Annotated in this window: 18 protein-coding genes; 1 reads left to right on the top strand and 17 read right to left on the bottom strand. The window is 39.0% G+C overall.

Annotation, left to right across the window (positions count from 1 at the left end):
* Positions 1-12: 12 nt before the first annotated feature.
* The 13 genes from ACYVEC_RS01890 to nuoA form a co-directional block, all read right to left on the bottom strand.
* Positions 13-717, bottom strand: coding sequence for a YwmB family TATA-box binding protein (locus tag ACYVEC_RS01890; RefSeq protein WP_420480821.1), 705 nt, complete (start codon positions 715-717; stop codon positions 13-15).
* Positions 718-768: 51 nt separating this feature from the next.
* On the bottom strand, positions 769-1,005 hold the full coding sequence (locus tag ACYVEC_RS01895) for a DUF1146 family protein (protein ID WP_000940742.1): 237 nt from the start codon (positions 1,003-1,005) through the stop codon (positions 769-771).
* A gap of 212 nt (positions 1,006-1,217) precedes the next feature.
* The gene (nuoN, locus tag ACYVEC_RS01900) at positions 1,218-2,732 is read right to left on the bottom strand and encodes an NADH-quinone oxidoreductase subunit NuoN (protein ID WP_460505519.1); all 1,515 of its coding nucleotides are present in this window, start codon (positions 2,730-2,732) and stop codon (positions 1,218-1,220) included.
* A gap of 7 nt (positions 2,733-2,739) precedes the next feature.
* A complete protein-coding gene (locus ACYVEC_RS01905) occupies positions 2,740-4,242 on the bottom strand; it encodes an NADH-quinone oxidoreductase subunit M (RefSeq protein WP_063222504.1) in 1,503 nt (500 codons plus the stop codon).
* The gene (gene nuoL, locus ACYVEC_RS01910; RefSeq protein ID WP_098556899.1) at positions 4,239-6,101 is read right to left on the bottom strand and encodes an NADH-quinone oxidoreductase subunit L; all 1,863 of its coding nucleotides are present in this window, start codon (positions 6,099-6,101) and stop codon (positions 4,239-4,241) included. The genes ACYVEC_RS01905 and nuoL overlap by 4 nt, the downstream gene beginning before the upstream one ends.
* 29 nt (positions 6,102-6,130) lie before the next feature.
* Entirely contained in the window at positions 6,131-6,445 is a 315-nt protein-coding gene (gene nuoK / locus ACYVEC_RS01915; RefSeq protein ID WP_000100078.1) for an NADH-quinone oxidoreductase subunit NuoK, read from the bottom strand.
* The gene (locus ACYVEC_RS01920) at positions 6,438-6,962 is read right to left on the bottom strand and encodes an NADH-quinone oxidoreductase subunit J (RefSeq protein ID WP_063222506.1); all 525 of its coding nucleotides are present in this window, start codon (positions 6,960-6,962) and stop codon (positions 6,438-6,440) included. Before ACYVEC_RS01920 ends, nuoK begins: the two co-directional genes overlap by 8 nt.
* Positions 6,959-7,378: an NADH-quinone oxidoreductase subunit NuoI gene (gene nuoI / locus ACYVEC_RS01925; protein ID WP_000677191.1), complete on the bottom strand. Its 420-nt coding sequence runs from the start codon at positions 7,376-7,378 to the stop codon at positions 6,959-6,961. The genes ACYVEC_RS01920 and nuoI overlap by 4 nt, the downstream gene beginning before the upstream one ends.
* A gap of 25 nt (positions 7,379-7,403) precedes the next feature.
* Positions 7,404-8,405, bottom strand: a complete 1,002-nt coding sequence (nuoH, locus tag ACYVEC_RS01930; RefSeq protein ID WP_000573430.1) for an NADH-quinone oxidoreductase subunit NuoH — start codon at positions 8,403-8,405, stop codon at positions 7,404-7,406.
* The gene (nuoD, locus tag ACYVEC_RS01935; RefSeq protein WP_060632949.1) at positions 8,405-9,505 is read right to left on the bottom strand and encodes an NADH-quinone oxidoreductase subunit NuoD; all 1,101 of its coding nucleotides are present in this window, start codon (positions 9,503-9,505) and stop codon (positions 8,405-8,407) included. The genes nuoH and nuoD overlap by 1 nt, the downstream gene beginning before the upstream one ends.
* 4 nt (positions 9,506-9,509) lie before the next feature.
* A complete protein-coding gene (locus tag ACYVEC_RS01940) occupies positions 9,510-10,667 on the bottom strand; it encodes an NADH-quinone oxidoreductase subunit C (protein ID WP_460505487.1) in 1,158 nt (385 codons plus the stop codon).
* Positions 10,664-11,182: an NADH-quinone oxidoreductase subunit NuoB gene (gene nuoB, locus ACYVEC_RS01945; protein WP_000236331.1), complete on the bottom strand. Its 519-nt coding sequence runs from the start codon at positions 11,180-11,182 to the stop codon at positions 10,664-10,666. The genes ACYVEC_RS01940 and nuoB overlap by 4 nt, the downstream gene beginning before the upstream one ends.
* Positions 11,173-11,541: an NADH-quinone oxidoreductase subunit NuoA gene (gene nuoA, locus ACYVEC_RS01950; RefSeq protein WP_063222508.1), complete on the bottom strand. Its 369-nt coding sequence runs from the start codon at positions 11,539-11,541 to the stop codon at positions 11,173-11,175. Before nuoA ends, nuoB begins: the two co-directional genes overlap by 10 nt.
* Positions 11,542-11,830: 289 nt before the next feature.
* On the opposite strand from nuoA, the gene ACYVEC_RS01955 reads away from it, so the two are divergent.
* Positions 11,831-14,560: a putative bifunctional diguanylate cyclase/phosphodiesterase gene (locus ACYVEC_RS01955; RefSeq protein WP_098556776.1), complete on the top strand. Its 2,730-nt coding sequence runs from the start codon at positions 11,831-11,833 to the stop codon at positions 14,558-14,560.
* A 70-nt stretch (positions 14,561-14,630) separates the two neighbouring features.
* Here ACYVEC_RS01955 and ACYVEC_RS01960 read toward each other — a convergent pair whose 3' ends face one another.
* The 4 genes from ACYVEC_RS01960 to atpD all read right to left on the bottom strand — a co-directional run bounded on the left by ACYVEC_RS01960 (position 14,631) and on the right by atpD (position 18,085).
* Complete coding sequence (locus ACYVEC_RS01960) at positions 14,631-15,284, bottom strand: DUF975 family protein (RefSeq protein ID WP_063222510.1); 654 nt, start codon at positions 15,282-15,284, stop codon at positions 14,631-14,633.
* A 47-nt stretch (positions 15,285-15,331) separates the two neighbouring features.
* Positions 15,332-16,123: a DUF975 family protein gene (locus ACYVEC_RS01965; RefSeq protein ID WP_063222511.1), complete on the bottom strand. Its 792-nt coding sequence runs from the start codon at positions 16,121-16,123 to the stop codon at positions 15,332-15,334.
* A 130-nt stretch (positions 16,124-16,253) separates the two neighbouring features.
* Complete coding sequence (gene atpC / locus ACYVEC_RS01970; protein WP_060487972.1) at positions 16,254-16,655, bottom strand: F0F1 ATP synthase subunit epsilon; 402 nt, start codon at positions 16,653-16,655, stop codon at positions 16,254-16,256.
* 20 nt (positions 16,656-16,675) lie between these two features.
* Entirely contained in the window at positions 16,676-18,085 is a 1,410-nt protein-coding gene (atpD, locus tag ACYVEC_RS01975; RefSeq protein WP_063222512.1) for a F0F1 ATP synthase subunit beta, read from the bottom strand.

An 18,085-nucleotide genomic window follows, 5' to 3' on the forward strand; every position in this document is an offset into this window, starting at 1 on the left:
GTATCTATTCACTCAATACTCAGAAGTTATGATCGGTGTGCCAACCACAATTGTATCTTTGTTGTCTGTAGAACGTATTGCTATTTGCACATTTATTTTCTCTCTATTTGTTGAAAGAGCGTCATCCCACTTTTTATTGTATGCGGAGACTGACACAAATGCTCTTTCTTCTATCTGTTCGATCGCTCTTGCTGAAAGATCTTTCAAAACCTGATTGGTTTTATTTTGCAAAACACCTTCAATCTTATCATTCAGTACACCTTGAACACAAGTGTAAATTATAGGTTTTTCATTAAAAATTTTATTCATGTTCTTAACATACTTCGGGTCCCATTTCGCCCCACTTACTTCAAAAATAATGAAAGTGTTTTCTTTAGTATTTTCCTTACTCCAAGTTACTACTACTCGTTCTTCATAAGACGAAAACTTTTTATAGGATGTAGCTTTATATCCATCTGGAGATTGTTCTAATTCCCACTTTTGAATATTCGCCTTGTCCTTCACATCGTTTAACAATTTTTGAAACGTATGTATATTAGAAATTGTTTTTGTTTCTCGCGCTAACCATGACCATTTCTCTACTTTAGCATCATTTTTCGCTAAAGCTGCGATCATGCTCTCCATTTTCTTTTCATCGCTGATCGGTTTCATCTCTCTATATCCAACCAAAAATAAAACAACACTAAGTGCAACAATAAGAATGGCTTTAAGCTTCAATTTCATCCCCTCCTATCCCCATTGTTAACGGAGATATGAGGTTCTATACACTTACTTTACTAAATACGTTAAACTCTTTGAATAGCCTAAATAATCAAGGAAAAAGTTACTTACGGATGTCCCAATTGCAATTGTAATTAGGATGAGTAATACTCGCGTCTGCATCACCTTTCCAGGCTTCATTAGACGCTCAATGTGAATACCTTGTAAGGCCCACCACGTAATGGTAATAAACAATAAATGCGAAACAATGGCAATCAGTGCTTGTTGCCCTAAAAGATGTGCCAAAAAATCGACCCCTTTTTACCTAGCTACTACTTACGAAATACTATAAAAACGATACCATAATAAGTAGGCGCCACACTTTTTCAAATACAAATAAGCATCTTACATTTTCAATTGTAAATTTCTCTTTAAAAACGTATACCTATATGCATTTTCAATTGTAGTTCACACAAAATAAAAAGCGCAGAGTAACGACTCCACACCTTTTATTTTCACTATTGTACCACGTTCCCTAGGAAGAAGAAATCCTTCATTAATGGAAAATATTCATAAAAGAAATTGTATCCAATCATCGGCATAATCCCTAGTATTACAATCGAAATTGCACAAAGGCTCATAACAACCTTTATATTTAGTGGCAAACGAATTTTCTCTTCTACTTCTCCCGTACGGAAAAACATTTGCTGTAAAATACGGAAATAATATACGAATGAAACGACTGTCGTCCCCATCATGATAGAAGCTAGTACGTAATGAGCTGGCTCTACATGAAGTGCACCTAAAAAGATGTTAATTTTCCCGATGAAACCAGCTGTTCCTGGTATCCCTGCCAACGATAAAATAAAAATCGTCATCACGATCGCTGTAAATGGCGACCTTTTATATAATCCGGTGAAAATGGTGATATTTTCTTTGTCGCTTTGTAAGATTAAGCCGTGGATAATTGCAAACGCGCCTATATTCATAAGCATATATGCAAGCATGTAGAACCACATGCTATCCATCGTAAATGGTGATAACGCTACGAGCGGAACGAGTAAATACCCCGCATGCGCGATTCCTGAATAGGCGAATAGACGTTTTACGTTATATTGCTTTAACGCGACTACGTTTCCGATAATCATCGTAATACTAGCTATCACCGCGATGTATATGCTCATACGTCCGTATAAAGATTGCATGTCTCCTTGCACCAATACACTTGCAAAAACCATGAGAAACAGACGAATAATGAGTAAGAACCCCGCAATTTTAGAAATCGTTCCAAGAAAAGCAGTAACAGGTGTAGCAGCCCCTTCATATACATCAGGTGCCCACATATGAAACGGCACCGTTGCAATTTTGAATGAGAGCCCAACGAGCAATAGTAGAAATGCGAGAGCTAACAATAACTGGATACCACCAGCCAGTTCCCCGGCAAATACTTTTTGCATATCCACGATATTGGTCGACCCCGTAATGCCGTATAAATAACTCATTCCAAAGAGTGTGATTGCCGTTCCAATTCCTCCATTAATGACATATTTCATCGCCGCCTCATTTGATGCACGGTTCTTTTTTCGTATTCCTACTAAAATATACGAAGAAAGTGAAAGCAACTCTAAACCGACGAAAAGTGTAATAAAGTCGACACTAGAAGCCATAAACATAGCCCCAAGAAGCGCCATTAAAAATAAGTAATAATATTCTCCCTTATCCTCAATTGGATTCTTCTTATCATCGCTCATTGCGATACATAAAATGAGGGCTACTCCGCCTAATAACAACGTTTTAAATCCTTTTGAAAACCCATCTAACACAAACGATCCGTTCAAAATATCTCCCGCTGGTTCACCGTATAGCGTAATTAATGAAAAGATTGCTAATATGACGGCTGCGATTGCACTAAGCGCTACATATCTATGGTTCAGCTTAAAAAACAAATCACATACGGAAAGAAGGATGGCAGCTCCGAGAATAATGAATTCTGGCACCATGAGATGCCACGATAAGCTAAGCAGCGTATTCATATCCATCCTACTTCACCCCCAATGTTTTCAATGTATTTTGCAGCGGATCCCCTAGTATTTCTGGCATTAGTCCAATTACAATAATGCAGAAGATAAGTAACAAGATAGGGACATACTCCCATCCGTGTATATCAGCTTTCGCTTCCCACTCTTTCTTACCGAACGTTACTTGAAGTGTTGCTCTTAATACGTATACAGCGGTTAAAATGATGCCAAGTACACCAACTACAGCAATGACTGGCTCTCCTTGGAATAAACCGAGAAAGGCAAGAAACTCGCTAACAAATCCAGACATCCCCGGCAATCCAAGCGATGCCATTCCTCCTGCTAAGAAGAATCCGCTAAGTACCGGAACACTTTTTGCGAGTCCGCCAAGCGCTGTAATATCCGACGTTCCAAAACGCTCTTCAATAATGCCAAGCAAGAAGAAAAGTAAGGCTGCAATTAAACCATGCGACACAACTTGGAATAGTGCCCCTTGTGTACCTGGTGCATTTAACGCCGCAAGGCCCATTAATACAATACCCATATGCGAAATACTAGAGTAAGCAAGCACCTTCCGAAAGTCCGTTTGGATGAGCGCTAAGAAGGCCCCGTACAATAAATTAATGACACCTAAAATCGCAATTAGCGTTGCAAACTCACGAAAGTATTCCGGGAACAACCCCTTTCCAAAGCGAATCATACCGTATGCTCCAATCTTCAGTAAAACGCCCGCATGAAGCATAACTACAGCCGGATGCGCTTCAATATGCACATTAACCATCCAGCGATGTAATGGAAAAACAGGGAGTTTAATTGCAAAAGCAATCATTATAGCAATGAATATACCAAGCTGTAAGCTACTCGGGATGATTTGTCCTCCCCCCGCATTTACTCCTGCTAATATCTCTTTCAGTTCTGCAATATTTGTCGTGCCTGTTTTCGCAAATAAAACCGAGAAAACGATGAGCAAAATAGCGGAGCCAATGCCGTTATATATTAAATAACTATAAGCAGCCTTTTCACTCGACAATTTCCCCCACTTCCCAATTAATAAAAACATTGGCGGCAATGTAATTTCAAAGAAGATAAAGAACAACATTAAATTTTGAGCTGCAAAGACGCCGAGCATCCCTATTTCTAACATAAGTAACAGCATATAAAAGGCTTTCAAATTCCTTTTAATAGTAAATGCTGCAATTGCTGCAAGCATCGCTAGAAGGGCCGTTAGCACCATCATAACGAGCGATAAACCATCAATACCAAGCTCGTAATAAATGGAAAACCATCTTTTATCTACCGCGGCAAAATCCCCAAATTTAATCCATTTCACTTTTTCATCAAATAGCGACAAACTCTTTCCAGAAGCATATGTACAAGCGAGGACGATAGCGATTCCAAATGGAAGCGCCGTTCCAAATAAACCAAGCGCTCGCACTGTACGCGACTCTTTTTTCGGTGTTAATACAAGTAAGAGAATTCCTAAAAGCGGGGAAAAAATGAAGAACGTTAATAACAAATCATTCATCGTAAATCCCCTCCTGTATAGAGCAAAATAATAACGAGCACTGCAAGCGAAACAGCTGTTACAGTCCCGTACACTTGTACATTTCCGTTTTGAAGTCTAGACCCCATTCCGCTCATCCCTTTAACTAGACTCCCTATTAAAACGGCAATTCCTTCGACTACATAAACTTCAAATAAGCGAAGCACATGAGAGATTCCTTTCGTAATAGGGATCACCGTTATATTGTATAGTTCATCCACATAATATTTTTCTTTCAAAAGGTTATAAAGGGGTGTTCCCTCATCCCTAGCCCAATCTCTAGAAATAGATTTCTTGCCATATATGAAATATGCAAGAGCAATCCCAGCCAAGGAAACAAGCGTCGCAACAATCATAATCCAAACTGGTCCGTGTGCCTCTTCCACTTTAAATGCTACATCTTTCGTAAGCCAATCCCCGAGAAACGTTCCAAACCACGGTGTATTTATATAACCGGCTACGACTGCAAGGACGCCAAGGACAATCATCGGATATGTCATAATGCGGGGCGATTCCTGCACATCTTCCTTCGTCTTCGCTTCCCCAGTAAAGACGAGGAAATATAGCCGGAACATGTAGAACGCTGTTAAAAATGCTGCAATTACTGCTAATATGAATAAAATGTAATTTCCGTTCATCCAAGCCGCCGCTAAAATTTCATCTTTACTAAAGAAACCGGAAAGGAGTGGTACACCACTAATTGCAAGGGTACCGATTAAAAATAGTGCACTCGTTACTTTCATTTTCTTCTGTAAACCGCCCATTTTATTAATGTTTTGCGTATGCACGGCGTGAATGACACTTCCTGCCGCCAAAAATAGTAGCGCTTTAAAGAAGGCGTGTGTCGTTAAGTGGAAAACACCGGCTACATAACCGGCAGACCCTAGCGCAAGCATCATATACCCGAGCTGACTAACTGTAGAATAAGCAAGCACTCTCTTTATATCCGTTTGTACAAGACCGATAGAAGCCGCAAAGATTGCGGTAAAGGCTCCAACGATTGCCACCGTCTGCATCGCCACCGTACTTGCTGAAAATAACGGAAACATCGTCGCCACTAAATATACGCCAGCTGCGACCATCGTCGCCGCATGGATAAGTGCCGAAACAGGCGTCGGCCCTTCCATTGCATCCGGTAACCATGTATGCAATGGGAACTGACCTGATTTCCCCATCGCCCCGATAAAAATTAATATCGCCGTTATTGTAATCATCGTAGGGGTAAGATCCCCCGTTTGAATCGCTCTAAAAATTGCGTCATATTCAAAACTACCTGCATGCCAGAAAATTAAGATCATCCCAATAAATAAACCAACATCTCCAATACGGGTCATAATAAAAGCCTTTTTCGCAGCAGCCTTCGCTTCTTCTTTAAAGAAATAAAAACCGATGAGTAAAAATGAACCGAGGCCCACTAACTCCCAAAATATATAAAGCTGTAATAAATTCGGGGATATAACAAGCCCGAGCATCGCAAATGTAAAGAGACCTAAATAGGCATAAAAGGTTGGTAGTCTTTCCTCACCTTTCATATAACCTTTCGAATACACATGTACAAGTAAACTCACAAGTGTGACGATAAACAACATTAAAGCCCCTAATGCAGTCACTTCAAAACCGAATGATATATCAATATCTCCAGCTCTAAGCCATCCCCACTTATGCTTCACTCCTACTTTAGAAAACCGTTCTATTAATACGAGTACCGCAAATATAAAGGAGAGAAAGACGAAAAAAATACTAAGTACACTGCTTCCTTCTCTAATTTTCTTCCCGAATATAATTAATAACAAAAACGAAACAAGCGGGAAAAGCGGTATGAGCCATGCATAATCGATCATTGTTTCCTTCCCCCTTTTCGGTCACAATGCTATCCTTTGAGCGTATCCATTTCATCTACATGAACCGTCGTGCGATTACGATACAAAGCAATCAAAATGGCGAGCCCTACCGCCGCCTCCGCTGCTGCTACAGCCATCGTAAACAGAGAGAAAATTTGCCCTGTTAAATTTGGGAACAAACCTAATTTACTAAACGCGACTAAATTTAAATTGGCCGCGTTAAGCATTAATTCAATACAAACTAATACAATCACTGTGTTTCGCTTCGTTAAAGCGCCAAACAAACCAATGCAAAACAAAATAATCGCAAGCGTTAAATACGCAGAAGCTGGGACGCTACTCATTGGAATCCTCCTCTTTCTCATCCTTCTTCGCAAGTATAATCGCGCCAACAAGTGCCACAAGTAAAATAACTGAGGTTAATTCAAATGGAATAATATATTTTGAATAGAGAAGTGTACCGATTTGAAGTGTGTTTTTTTCATGGAGAGGTAAACTTCCTTGTGTGCTTTCATTTGCAAAATCAATATTGTTAACAGCAAAATACATAACTGCCCCAAATGCTACAACCGCAAAGAAGATAATCCATTTTCGAAGAGTAAGACGCGATTCATTTTCTGCGTTATGTTTCGTTAACATAATGCCAAAAATCATAATAATTGTGATCGCACCCGAGTAAAGTAAAATTTGTGCAACCCCGATAAATTCAGCTGATAAAAGAAAGTACAAACCTGCAATGCTAAGGAATGTCAGAACGAGAGCTAGCATCATATGCATGACTTTCGTTAAGTTCAACATAAGAACGCCGCCGATAATTGCAGACAAGGATAGGATAAAGAATGCTACAAACTCGCCATTCATGCTTTATTCTCCTTCCTGACGTTTTCATCGTTTTCGTCAAGCCACTGCAAATTTTTAAATAAATCATCACGTGAATATTCCGCGAGTTCAAAGTTATTTGTCATGACAATTGCCTCTGTCGGACAAACTTCTGTACATAAATCACAAAGAATACAAATTTCAAAATTAATATCGTACGTGTCGATAATTTTTCCTTTTTTCGTAGGATCCGGATGTTTCTTTCCCGTTAATTGAATACAGTCTGTCGGACAAATATTGGAGCACTGATTACAAACAATACACTTTTCTGGATAAAACTTTTGAATCCCTCGAAAACGGTCTGGCAGCGGCAACGGTTGATTCGGATAATCATAAGTCACCTTCTTCTTGCTCAAATTGCTTAGTGTATATTTTAATCCTTTAAATAGACCTTTCATCTCTTACTGGCACCCCCCTCATAGATTAGAAGAATAACTCCTTAATCAATGCCGTTAAGAAAATATTTGCAAGTGCAATTGGCAATAATACTTTCCAACCAAACTCCATTAACTGGTCACCTCTTATACGCGGAAACGTAACGCGGAACCAAATTAATAGAAAGACTACACTGCTAAACTTTAAAGCAAACCATACGGCTCCTGGGATAAATCCAAGGAACATAACTGGATTCCATCCACCTAAAAAGAGAACTGTAATTAAAGATGCCATCCCGAAGAAATATACGTACTCTGAAAGCATGAAAAACGCCCAGCGAAACCCTGAGTATTCCGTATGATATCCGGAAACAAGCTCCGACTCAGCTTCTGGTAAATCAAACGGCGTCCTATTTAACTCTGCTACCGCCGCGATTAAGAACACGACGAAACCGATTGGTTGCACGAAAATGTACCAAACATTCTCCTGCGCCGCTACGATTTCATTTAAATTTAAGCTACCAGCTAATAAAACGATGCCAATTACACTCATTACGAGCGGAATTTCATAAGAAATCATTTGCGCCGCCGCACGCATCCCTCCTAAAAGGGAATATTTATTATTGGATGCCCATCCTCCGGTTACGACGCCAATCGTCGTAATGCCAGAAACAGCAATGTAATACAGTAAGCCTACGCCAATATCTGCGAACTGAAATTTATCAGTAAACGGGATGACTGCAAGCACCATAAATGCTGGCGCGAATGCAATGACAGGCGCTAATATAAACAACGGTTTATCTGCCGCCTTCGGAATACTATCTTCTTTTAGTAGTAGTTTCAAAACATCAGCTACCGTTTGCAGCAGACCGAACCGGCCTCCAACTTGGTTTGGCCCAATCCGCCCTTGCATAAAACCCATCACTTTCCGTTCTGCCAAAATACCATATGTAACGAAACCAAGGACTGCAAATAATAGGAGCACCGCTAATCCGAAAAAAATGAAGAAATTCGTCCAGCTTGAAGGTGATTGTAAGAGTGTTTCAATCATCAGCCATCAACCTCCCCAAGTACAATATCAACTCCACCTAAAATCGTAATTAAATTGGCGATGTTTTCACCCTTTAATAACTTCGGTAAAATTTGCAAATTGTAAAAAGACGGCCTGCGAAACTTCAAACGGTACGGCTCTTTCTTTCCGTCACTAGCAATATAGCAACCAATCTCTCCGCGCGGCGATTCTATACGGACGAACGCTTCTCCTTTAGGCGCCTTAATAATTTTCGGCACTTTCGCCAGCACAGCTCCTTCTTTTGGGAACTGCTGGACTGCTTGCTCAACAATCTTTAAAGACTCCTCAATTTCCTGCATGCGGCAAACGTAGCGATCCCAAGCATCCCCCACGCTCCCAACAGGAATATCAAAATCGAAGCGATCATAAATGGAGTATGGTTCATCCTTGCGAAGATCCCAGTTCACTCCGGTACATCGCAAATTCGCTCCGCTTAAAGAATACGAAATCGCTTCTTCCGCGCTATATGTACCAACGCCTTTCACACGATTTAAGAAAATCTCATTACCGCTAACAAGATCATGATAACCTGCCAATTGCTCTCTCATATACGGAACAAACTCTTCCACTTTTTCAATCCAACCGTCCGGCGCATCCCATTTCACACCGCCGACTCTCATATAGTTAAAAGTAAGCCGTGCACCGCATAATTCGTTTAATAAATTAATAATCATCTCTCGCTCACGAAACGCGTACAAAAACGGGCTGACCGCTCCTATATCAAGAAGATTTGTCCCCCACCAAACGAGGTGGCTCGCAATCCTTCCAAGCTCCATCGCAAGCACTCGCAAGTATTCAGCCCGCTCCGGGATTTCAAGCCCCATCATCGTCTCTACAGCATGGCAAATGACGTAATTATTCGTCATGGCCGATAAATAGTCCATTCGATCTGTATAAGGGATAATTTGCGTATACTGTAAGCTCTCTGCAATCTTTTCGGTCCCGCGATGCAAATATCCAATAACCGGTGTAGCTTCTTTAATAATTTCCCCATCAATCTTAATAACAAGCCTGAACACACCATGCGTACTCGGATGCTGAGGACCTACATTCAAAAGCATTTCTTCCGTACGGATCATTTAGCTACACCTCCACATCATACGGTTCATAATCTTTCCTAAGCGGGTGCCCTATCCAATCATCAGGCATTAAAATACGTGATAAATTCGGATGCCCCTTAAATACAATACCAAGCAAATCATACGTTTCCCGCTCTGGCCAATCCGCTCCTTTCCAAAGCGCCGTCACCGATTCTACTTGTGGTGCTTCCCTATCCAGCTTTACTTTCACCGCTACTGACTGTTTCTTTCCATATGAAAATAAATGAACATATACTTCCATATGTGTCACAAAATCCGTCGCATGTAGCTCTGACATGTAATCAAAAGCAAGTCCCTCATGGAATCGCAATGACTCCATCACTTCATAATACTTCGCGGAATCCACCACAAGAGTTGGCACATCCTTTGAAAGTTTATTAATGTAGGAATCTACTAATGCATCCTCTCCTATTTTCCCTTTAATAACTTCAACATACTGATTTAAATACGGTTGATTCACAGATGGCTCTTCCGACTTCGGCTCCTCTTCCTTCTTACCTTCAGCACCCTTTGTCTTTGCCCTTGCAGTCGCGGCCGCTTTTGCCTTCGCTGCTGCAATTGCCTTCGCCTTTTCATCTCCCGAATCCCCATCACCTTGCGAGGCTTTCTGCTTTGCTAACGCCGCTTCTTTTGCTTTTGTGGCTGCTACTGCCTTCGCTTTGGCCTTTTCTTCTTCCGTTACCTCCTCTGTTCCTTCTCTTTTTTGCTTCGCTAGCGCTGCCGCTTTTGCTTTTGCGGCTGCTGCTGCCCTCGCCTTCGCTTTGGCCTTTTCTTCTTCCGTTACCTCCTCTGTTCCTTCTCTTTTTTGCTTCGCTAGCGCTGCCGCTTTTGCTTTTGCGGCTGCTGCTGCCTTCGCCTTCGCTTTGGCCTTTTCTTCTTCCGTCACCTCTTCTGTTCCTTCTCTTTTTTGCTTCGCTAGCGCTGCCGCTTTTGCTTTTGCGGCTGCTGCTGCACGTCGTTTTGCTTCTTCTACAGTCATATCGTTATTTTTTGGTAGCGCTTTCTCTTTTTCGCGGTTTTCTTCCTCAAGTTTACTTATTTCCGCATCATGTTTCGCAACAAGACGTTTTCTCGCTTCTTCCTTCGCCCGTCTAGCCGCTTCTTTTTTTAAATCCTCTAAATCTTTATCTGGATTGCTCATTTATTCGTCACCTGCTTCCCTGTCTTTGCCTCGTAACGAATTTTTTCCTTCAATTTATTAATCCCATAAATTAAAGCAGCAGGATTTGGTGGGCAACCAGGGATATACACGTCAACAGGTACAATTTGATCTACACCTTTCACAACAGCGTACGAATTTACATATGGACCACCTGCAGTCGCACAAGATCCCATTGCAATAACCCATTTTGGTTCAGGCATTTGATCATATAAGCGCCGAACAATAGGAGCCATCTTCTTCGTTACCGTTCCCGATACAATCATAACGTCCGATTGCCTTGGTGAAGTCCGAAAAAATGACCCAAATCGGTCTAAATCATAATGTGATGAACCTACTCCCATCATTTCAATGGCACAGCATGCCAGTCCAAATGTCATCGGCCATAAAGAATTGCTCCGTGCCCATCCTTTCAACTGTTCCAATGTAGAAAAAAAGATATTTCGTTCTAATTCCGCTCGCTCATTTGGATGTAATTCCTCAAAATTTATAACCATTGTAACACCTTCTTTTTCCAAGCATACGCTAATCCAACTAGCAACATTACAACAAAGATGAGCATTTCAATCAGTGCAAATAAACCGAGCTTGTCATATGCAACAGCCCATGGATATAAAAATAAAGTTTCTACATCAAAGATGACAAACAATAAAGCAAAAATATAATAACGAGCATGAAACCGAATATTTGCACCATGAAAAGGCTCAATCCCACTCTCATACGTCGTCGCTTTCGCTGCACTTGGTTTGTTTGGACGCAGCATTCTTCCTAATGTAAGAGCCACTACCGGCAGCAATATGCCTAATAGCAAGAAAATCAAAACGATCATATAACTATTTTCATATACACTTGCCATTGTGAAACCCTCCCCCCTGAATTAAGAACAAGTTCACTTAGTAAACAATATGTCCTAGTTGCAGTAATTATTATTTTTAAATTTTTCTAAATAATGCAACTATTTAATTCATTATAGCAAACTTCAAATTCCTATGTCGATATGTTGAGGACAGAAACGAGAATTATTAAAATCTGTTTTTATAACTCGCTATACCTGTGTAAAATAAGTATAGAAATTATATATGTATTTCAAGAAACTACAGAAAATAAAAAGAGGACTTTATATGTATATACCGTGGGTGAAATAAATGAAAAAACAAACACATGTAAGTATTCTTATAAGCATTATATTGTTATCTATATCGATTCATTACGTGGCAATGCCTTTTCTATATGAATACTCATTTCCTTTTCAAATATTGATTGGAATGAGTACCCTATTCATTGATATTATCGCTTGTAGTTATATACTTTATTTTTCAAACATGAAAGAAGGGTTACCTCGTTTATTTTGGACTATTTTATCTGTTGGAACCCTCTCTTATTTCATTGGTGATCTTGTCGTTGCCTATCAACGTTTAATTTTAAAGGACTACTATACATTCGTTGATCTGTCCGACTTTTTTTACCTACTTTTTTTAATTAGCTTTGCGTTGGCTTTTCTATATGAGATCATTTATAACCGAGATTTATTAGAAAAGCTTTTTATGATATGCGATATTTGTATTATTGTTACAGCACAATTCACTTTAAGTTACTACTTACTTATTGAACGCACTATTCACGTTTCTTCAACATCCTATATCGACATATTTGTTCAACTTACCTATCCAATGGCCGATTTGCTCTTTTTTCTCATAGGAATCAATTTGTTATTCAAGCCATTATCCTTATTATCCAAAAGAGTTGGCGCGCTTCTTGGCAGTGCTTTACTTTTATATGCTACTACAGATGCGATTTATGCTTATATTAAATACTTCACACCCGAGTATTCCATGTTTACAGTTACTCCTCTCTATCAAGTAACTTTAGTATTAGTAGCAATCGCCTGTATTCTGCATACAAAAGAACCTGAAAGACAAGAGCAAGTACTATTAACACCTAAACTTGGTGAATCGATCAGATTGTCATTACCTTATATTTCTGTCGTAATGCTTATTGTTTTTATATTAGTTGAATACGTTTTTGCACCTATTGTAGTAATCGGGCTTATGATAACTTTCTCCTTCGTTCTCATACGCCACAGTTTAGTTCGAAAACAAAATAAAATATTATTGCTAGCCCAAATGCAATTCAACTCAGAACTCGAAAAACAAATTGAACTACGTACAGAAGATTTAGTAGAACAAAAAAATGAACTATACCATAACCAACAAATGTTTAAATCTTTATATGAGCATCATCCAGATCCAATCTTCACCTTAGATTTGTACGGTAATTTTCTCAAAGTGAATAACGCGGGTACTACTTTACTCGGTTATCAAACGAATGAATTATTAAATCAACCTTACTATTCACTTATGTATGAAGAAGATTTGGAAGAAATCATTAATGCCTTTCATCGCGTAAAAAAGGGAAAATCTATTTCTTTAGAAATACGGGCATATCATAAAAATAGAGATATTTACTACTTGCACGTTACAGCTGTTCCTATCTTTTTAAAGAATCATATTTCTGGGGTTTATTTAATGATTAAAGATATTACGGAAAGCAAACAACAACAAGAACAAATTAATTTCCTAGCATATCATGATACTTTAACAGAGCTTGCAAATCGCCGTGCATTTCATCAATATGTAGAACAGGCAATTGCTCGATCCGAAATATCAAAAAGGCCTTTTGCTGTTATGTTTCTCGACCTAGACCGCTTTAAGGTTATTAATGATACCCTCGGTCATAGGGTAGGAGACCTTCTATTAATTGCAGTAGCAAAAAGACTCGAAAGAATATCGACACCAAATATGAAGCTTGCCCGGCTAGCTGGGGATGAATTCACAATCCTTATCGAGAATTATAAAAAAAGGCCGGATGTAAAAAAAATAGCTGATGCGATTGTAGCAGCTATGAACGAACCATTCGAAATTGAAAATCAACATTTACAAATCTCACCGAGCATCGGGATTGCAATATATCCTGAAGCAGGTGAAGATCCATTATCAATCTTGCAGCATGCTGATATGGCCATGTACGAAGCAAAAAATAAAGGAAAAAATGGTAGCTCTCTGTACACGAAAGAATTGTATAAAAAAATGGAACGAAAAGCTCGAATTGAAAAAGATTTACCACTCGCTTTAGTAAACGAAGAGTTTTATCTGGTCTATCAACCACAAATTGATATTACGACGAAAAAGATTATTGGTGCTGAAGCATTAATACGCTGGAAACACCCACTCCTAGGTGACATTCCGCCATGTGAGTTCATCCCCATTGTAGAAGAGACTCCACAAGTCATTCCACTCGGTCATTGGGTATTAAAAGAATCTTGTCGCCAGTTAAAAATATGGCATACTTTCGGCTACACAGATTTAAAAATAAGTGTAAACTTATCCGCAAAAGAGTTCCAGCAAGAGAATTTAATCGATAACATTTCACAAATAATAACAGACATTAAAGTCAATCCAAAGCATGTAATACTTGAGTTAACAGAACGAATTGCAATGATTGATGAGAAAGAAACATTATCAAGACTAAAACAATTAAAGGAATATGGTATTCAAACGTCCATTGATGACTTCGGTACCGGCTATTCTTCTCTCGCTTATTTGTCCATTTTCCCTATTGATACGTTAAAAGTACCGAGAGAATTTACACAACTAGCCGATCATCGGCCTGAGGAAAGAGCCATCGTTTCCACTATCCTTTCCCTTGCAAATACTTTAAACCTTTCTGTCGTTGCTGAAGGAATTGAAACAGAAAAACAACTTAAGTTTCTACAAAAGAACAACTGTAAATATATGCAAGGTTACTATTTCAGCAAACCACTTACTAGCCATCAATTTATAAAATTTCTACAAAAAACACCCAGTATGAACCAATAGCTCATACTGGGTGTTTTTATCATGCTATTTGCTGATAGTAAAACGAGTCATCAACGTGAGATGCCCCACTTTATAGTGTCGGAGTTGTTTTCTCGTAATATTCCTCCGCAATCTCTTCATAAAAAGCTGCTGACGTCGTATAAAAATATGGAATTAGCCATAGGAATCCAATCCCTAATGTAATACAACTTAATATAAACCAACCAATAAAGCTTAAACATAAAATGAAATACTCCATCTTATGTCCATCCATCATACGACGGCTTTCTGTAATAGCTTGGTTTATAGAATACTCAGGATGATCATTTATAATAAAGTACGTCATCGCATAAGAAAATGATTTAATAATGCCTGGAATAATAAATAGTAAAAACCATAAGAAAATATAAATGTTTACTACTATATATAATAAAAATGACTTTATAAACTTACTTCCTTCTGTAAACCATCTGAATATATGCCCAATACGCGCTTCCTTTTCACGAATGATATGCAGTGCTAAACAATAACCACCTAGCGTTAATGGACCTACCACCAATATTGTAATAATGTCTACTGAAAGTGAGCCATTTACTTCTTTCCAATCCCAAACCTGAGAGAAAACGAAATCAATACTAAAACTAAACACTGAAATAAGAATCGAAATAAGTAATGTTGCCCCGACAGCTAATCCCCATTTCCCTTCTAATGAATCTAGTGCTTCTCCTTTTAAATCACTAATCATACTCTTCCTCCTATACGTAATAACTCTATTAGTATAGCATGTTCCGACTACAATTCATCTTTTGAAATATAGCGATAAAAATGCGCTGTCGTTGTACTCACATACGGGCTAAGCCAAAGAAAACCTATTCCAAGAGTTAAAATCGCTAAAATACCCCATCCTATAAAACTAAGCCATAAAAGAAACAAATCTAACTTATGTCCCTTCATAAGATGCTTACTTTCTTTCATCGCTTGTGACACACTATACTCTGGATTTTCAACCATTACATAATACGTCATCGCATATGCAAAATAAAGAATGACCATTACAACAAACGAAATAGCTAATAAAATAAAGAAAACAATTATAAATGATGGATTTGCATTCTCATCAAGAAAACCTAATATCCCAAATACAATCGTTCCTAGCATCGGAACCCATGTACCTGTATATAACAAAATTGCGAGCATAGCCCACATCGTTTTCATCATTCTTTTAAAGCCACGAAATCCTTCAAATAAATAATCCACTCTAGCGTCTTCCCGTTTACTTATTTGTAGAAACACATTCGTATAACCATATGTGGTAATGCCATAAGCCGCATAACTTAAAATTATCATAAGACAGTAAAAAAACCCAAACGTAATAGCAGCTCCAATTGACATCACGTCTTCTTCAATTGAACCAGTTGAAATAGACGCTAAAAGAAATATTATAACTCCTGGAATTAATAGTATAAGCATTACAGCCATTGAAACGACGTAACTTAAAATATGATATAAAATCGTTGATCCAACACCTAGCCCCCATTTTCCTTTTAAAGAGTGCAATGCTTCTCGTTTCATTTCACCGATCATTTCTTCATCCCCTTTATAAATTGTTGTCTATTCTCTACTTATACAAGCATCAATATAATTATACCATTTTTGTAAAATTATCCATAAACTACATAAAAAAATCCGTAAAGGCAAAGCCTTTACGGATTTTTTATTTCATATCAGAAACGTTTAAACGGTTCACGGCACGTTGTAATGCCATTTCTGCACGTTTAAAGTCAACATGTGCTTGTTTATCTTGCATACGTTGCTCAGCGCGACGCTTCGCTTCATTTGCACGATGGATATCGATATGGTTTGCTTCTTCAGCAGATGATGATAATACAGTTACTTTATCTGGACGAACTTCGATAAAGCCACCGCTTACTGCTACATAATCAGTGTGTCCACCATGTTTCAGACGAACTGCACTAATTTTTAACGGTGCAACAGTTGGAATGTGACCTGGTAAGATCCCCATTTCCCCACTCTCTGCTTTTACACTTACCATTTCTACTTCTTTTTCGTAAACCGGTCCATCAGGAGTTACAATACTGACTGGAAATGTCTTCATACTTCGTCCCTCCTAAGGCCTTACGCCATCATTTTCTTCGCGTTTTCAATAACTTCTTCAATGCCACCAACTAAACGGAATGCATCTTCTGGAAGGTCATCATATTTTCCTTCTAGAATTTCTTTGAAACCACTAACTGTATTTTTTACAGGTACATAAGAACCCTTTTGACCTGTAAACTGCTCAGCTACGTGGAAGTTTTGAGATAAGAAGAATTGAATACGACGAGCACGATGTACAACTAACTTATCTTCTTCAGATAACTCATCCATACCTAAGATAGCGATGATATCTTGAAGCTCTTTGTAACGTTGTAAAGTTTGCTGTACTTGACGAGCCACTTCATAATGCTCTTCTCCTACGATTTCTGGCGAAAGTGCACGAGATGTAGATGCTAATGGATCTACGGCTGGGTAAATACCCATTTGTGTTAAACGACGCTCTAAGTTTGTTGTTGCATCTAAGTGAGCGAACGTTGTAGCTGGTGCTGGGTCAGTATAGTCATCGGCTGGTACATATACTGCTTGGATAGACGTGATAGACCCTTTATTTGTAGATGTAATACGCTCTTGTAATTGACCCATTTCTGTTGCAAGTGTTGGTTGGTAACCTACCGCAGATGGCATACGACCAAGAAGGGCAGATACTTCAGAACCCGCTTGCGTGAAACGGAAGATGTTATCGATGAACAATAGTACGTCTTGTCCTTGCTCATCACGGAAATGCTCAGCCATTGTTAAACCTGTTAATGCAACACGTTGACGTGCTCCAGGTGGCTCGTTCATTTGTCCGAATACCATCGCAGTTTTCTTGATTACGCCAGAATCGCTCATTTCGTGGTATAAGTCATTACCCTCACGAGTACGCTCACCTACACCAGCGAATACAGAGATACCACCGTGCTCTTGTGCGATGTTGTTAATTAATTCCTGAATTAATACTGTTTTACCTACACCGGCACCACCGAATAGACCGATTTTACCACCCTTAATGTAAGGAGCAAGTAAGTCTACTACTTTAATACCAGTTTCAAGAATTTCTACTTTAGTAGATAATTCTTCGAATGCAGGTGCTTGACGGTGAATTGGATCACGGTGTACATCCGCAGGAAGTTCACCATCTAAGTCAATTGCATCACCTAATACGTTGAATACACGACCAAGTGTTACATCACCAACTGGTACAGAGATTGCTTTACCAGTATCTTCTACTTCTGTGCCACGAACAAGTCCATCTGTGGAAGACATCGCAACTGTACGAACTGTGTCATCACCTAAATGAAGTGCAACTTCAAATGTTAAGTTAATGCTTGCTCCGTTTTCGTTGCTTTGTTTTACCGTAAGGGCGTTGTAGATTTCTGGTAGCTTTCCGCCATCAAACTTAACGTCTACAACCGGACCCATGATTTGCGTAACGCGCCCTTTATTCAT

It is taken from the genome of Bacillus sp. MN7755 (assembly GCF_054771475.1).

What these genes read in the sequence shown, in the direction of transcription:
- nuoN (WP_460505519.1), bottom strand. Translation starts at nt 2,732, where the DNA reads ATGAATACGCTGCTTAGCTTATCGTGGCATCTCATGGTGCCAGAATTC.
- ACYVEC_RS01905 (WP_063222504.1), bottom strand. Translation starts at nt 4,242, where the DNA reads ATGAATGATTTGTTATTAACGTTCTTCATTTTTTCCCCGCTTTTAGGA.
- nuoL (WP_098556899.1), bottom strand. Translation starts at nt 6,101, where the DNA reads ATGATCGATTATGCATGGCTCATACCGCTTTTCCCGCTTGTTTCGTTT.
- nuoK (WP_000100078.1), bottom strand. Translation starts at nt 6,445, where the DNA reads ATGAGTAGCGTCCCAGCTTCTGCGTATTTAACGCTTGCGATTATTTTG.
- ACYVEC_RS01920 (WP_063222506.1), bottom strand. Translation starts at nt 6,962, where the DNA reads ATGAATGGCGAGTTTGTAGCATTCTTTATCCTATCCTTGTCTGCAATT.
- nuoI (WP_000677191.1), bottom strand. Translation starts at nt 7,378, where the DNA reads ATGAAAGGTCTATTTAAAGGATTAAAATATACACTAAGCAATTTGAGC.
- nuoH (WP_000573430.1), bottom strand. Translation starts at nt 8,405, where the DNA reads ATGATTGAAACACTCTTACAATCACCTTCAAGCTGGACGAATTTCTTC.
- nuoD (WP_060632949.1), bottom strand. Translation starts at nt 9,505, where the DNA reads ATGATCCGTACGGAAGAAATGCTTTTGAATGTAGGTCCTCAGCATCCG.
- ACYVEC_RS01940 (WP_460505487.1), bottom strand. Translation starts at nt 10,667, where the DNA reads ATGAGCAATCCAGATAAAGATTTAGAGGATTTAAAAAAAGAAGCGGCT.
- nuoB (WP_000236331.1), bottom strand. Translation starts at nt 11,182, where the DNA reads ATGGTTATAAATTTTGAGGAATTACATCCAAATGAGCGAGCGGAATTA.
- nuoA (WP_063222508.1), bottom strand. Translation starts at nt 11,541, where the DNA reads ATGGCAAGTGTATATGAAAATAGTTATATGATCGTTTTGATTTTCTTG.
- ACYVEC_RS01955 (WP_098556776.1), top strand. Translation starts at nt 11,831, where the DNA reads ATGAAAAAACAAACACATGTAAGTATTCTTATAAGCATTATATTGTTA.
- ACYVEC_RS01960 (WP_063222510.1), bottom strand. Translation starts at nt 15,284, where the DNA reads ATGATTAGTGATTTAAAAGGAGAAGCACTAGATTCATTAGAAGGGAAA.
- ACYVEC_RS01965 (WP_063222511.1), bottom strand. Translation starts at nt 16,123, where the DNA reads ATGATCGGTGAAATGAAACGAGAAGCATTGCACTCTTTAAAAGGAAAA.
- atpC (WP_060487972.1), bottom strand. Translation starts at nt 16,655, where the DNA reads ATGAAGACATTTCCAGTCAGTATTGTAACTCCTGATGGACCGGTTTAC.
- atpD (WP_063222512.1), bottom strand. Translation starts at nt 18,085, where the DNA reads ATGAATAAAGGGCGCGTTACGCAAATCATGGGTCCGGTTGTAGACGTT.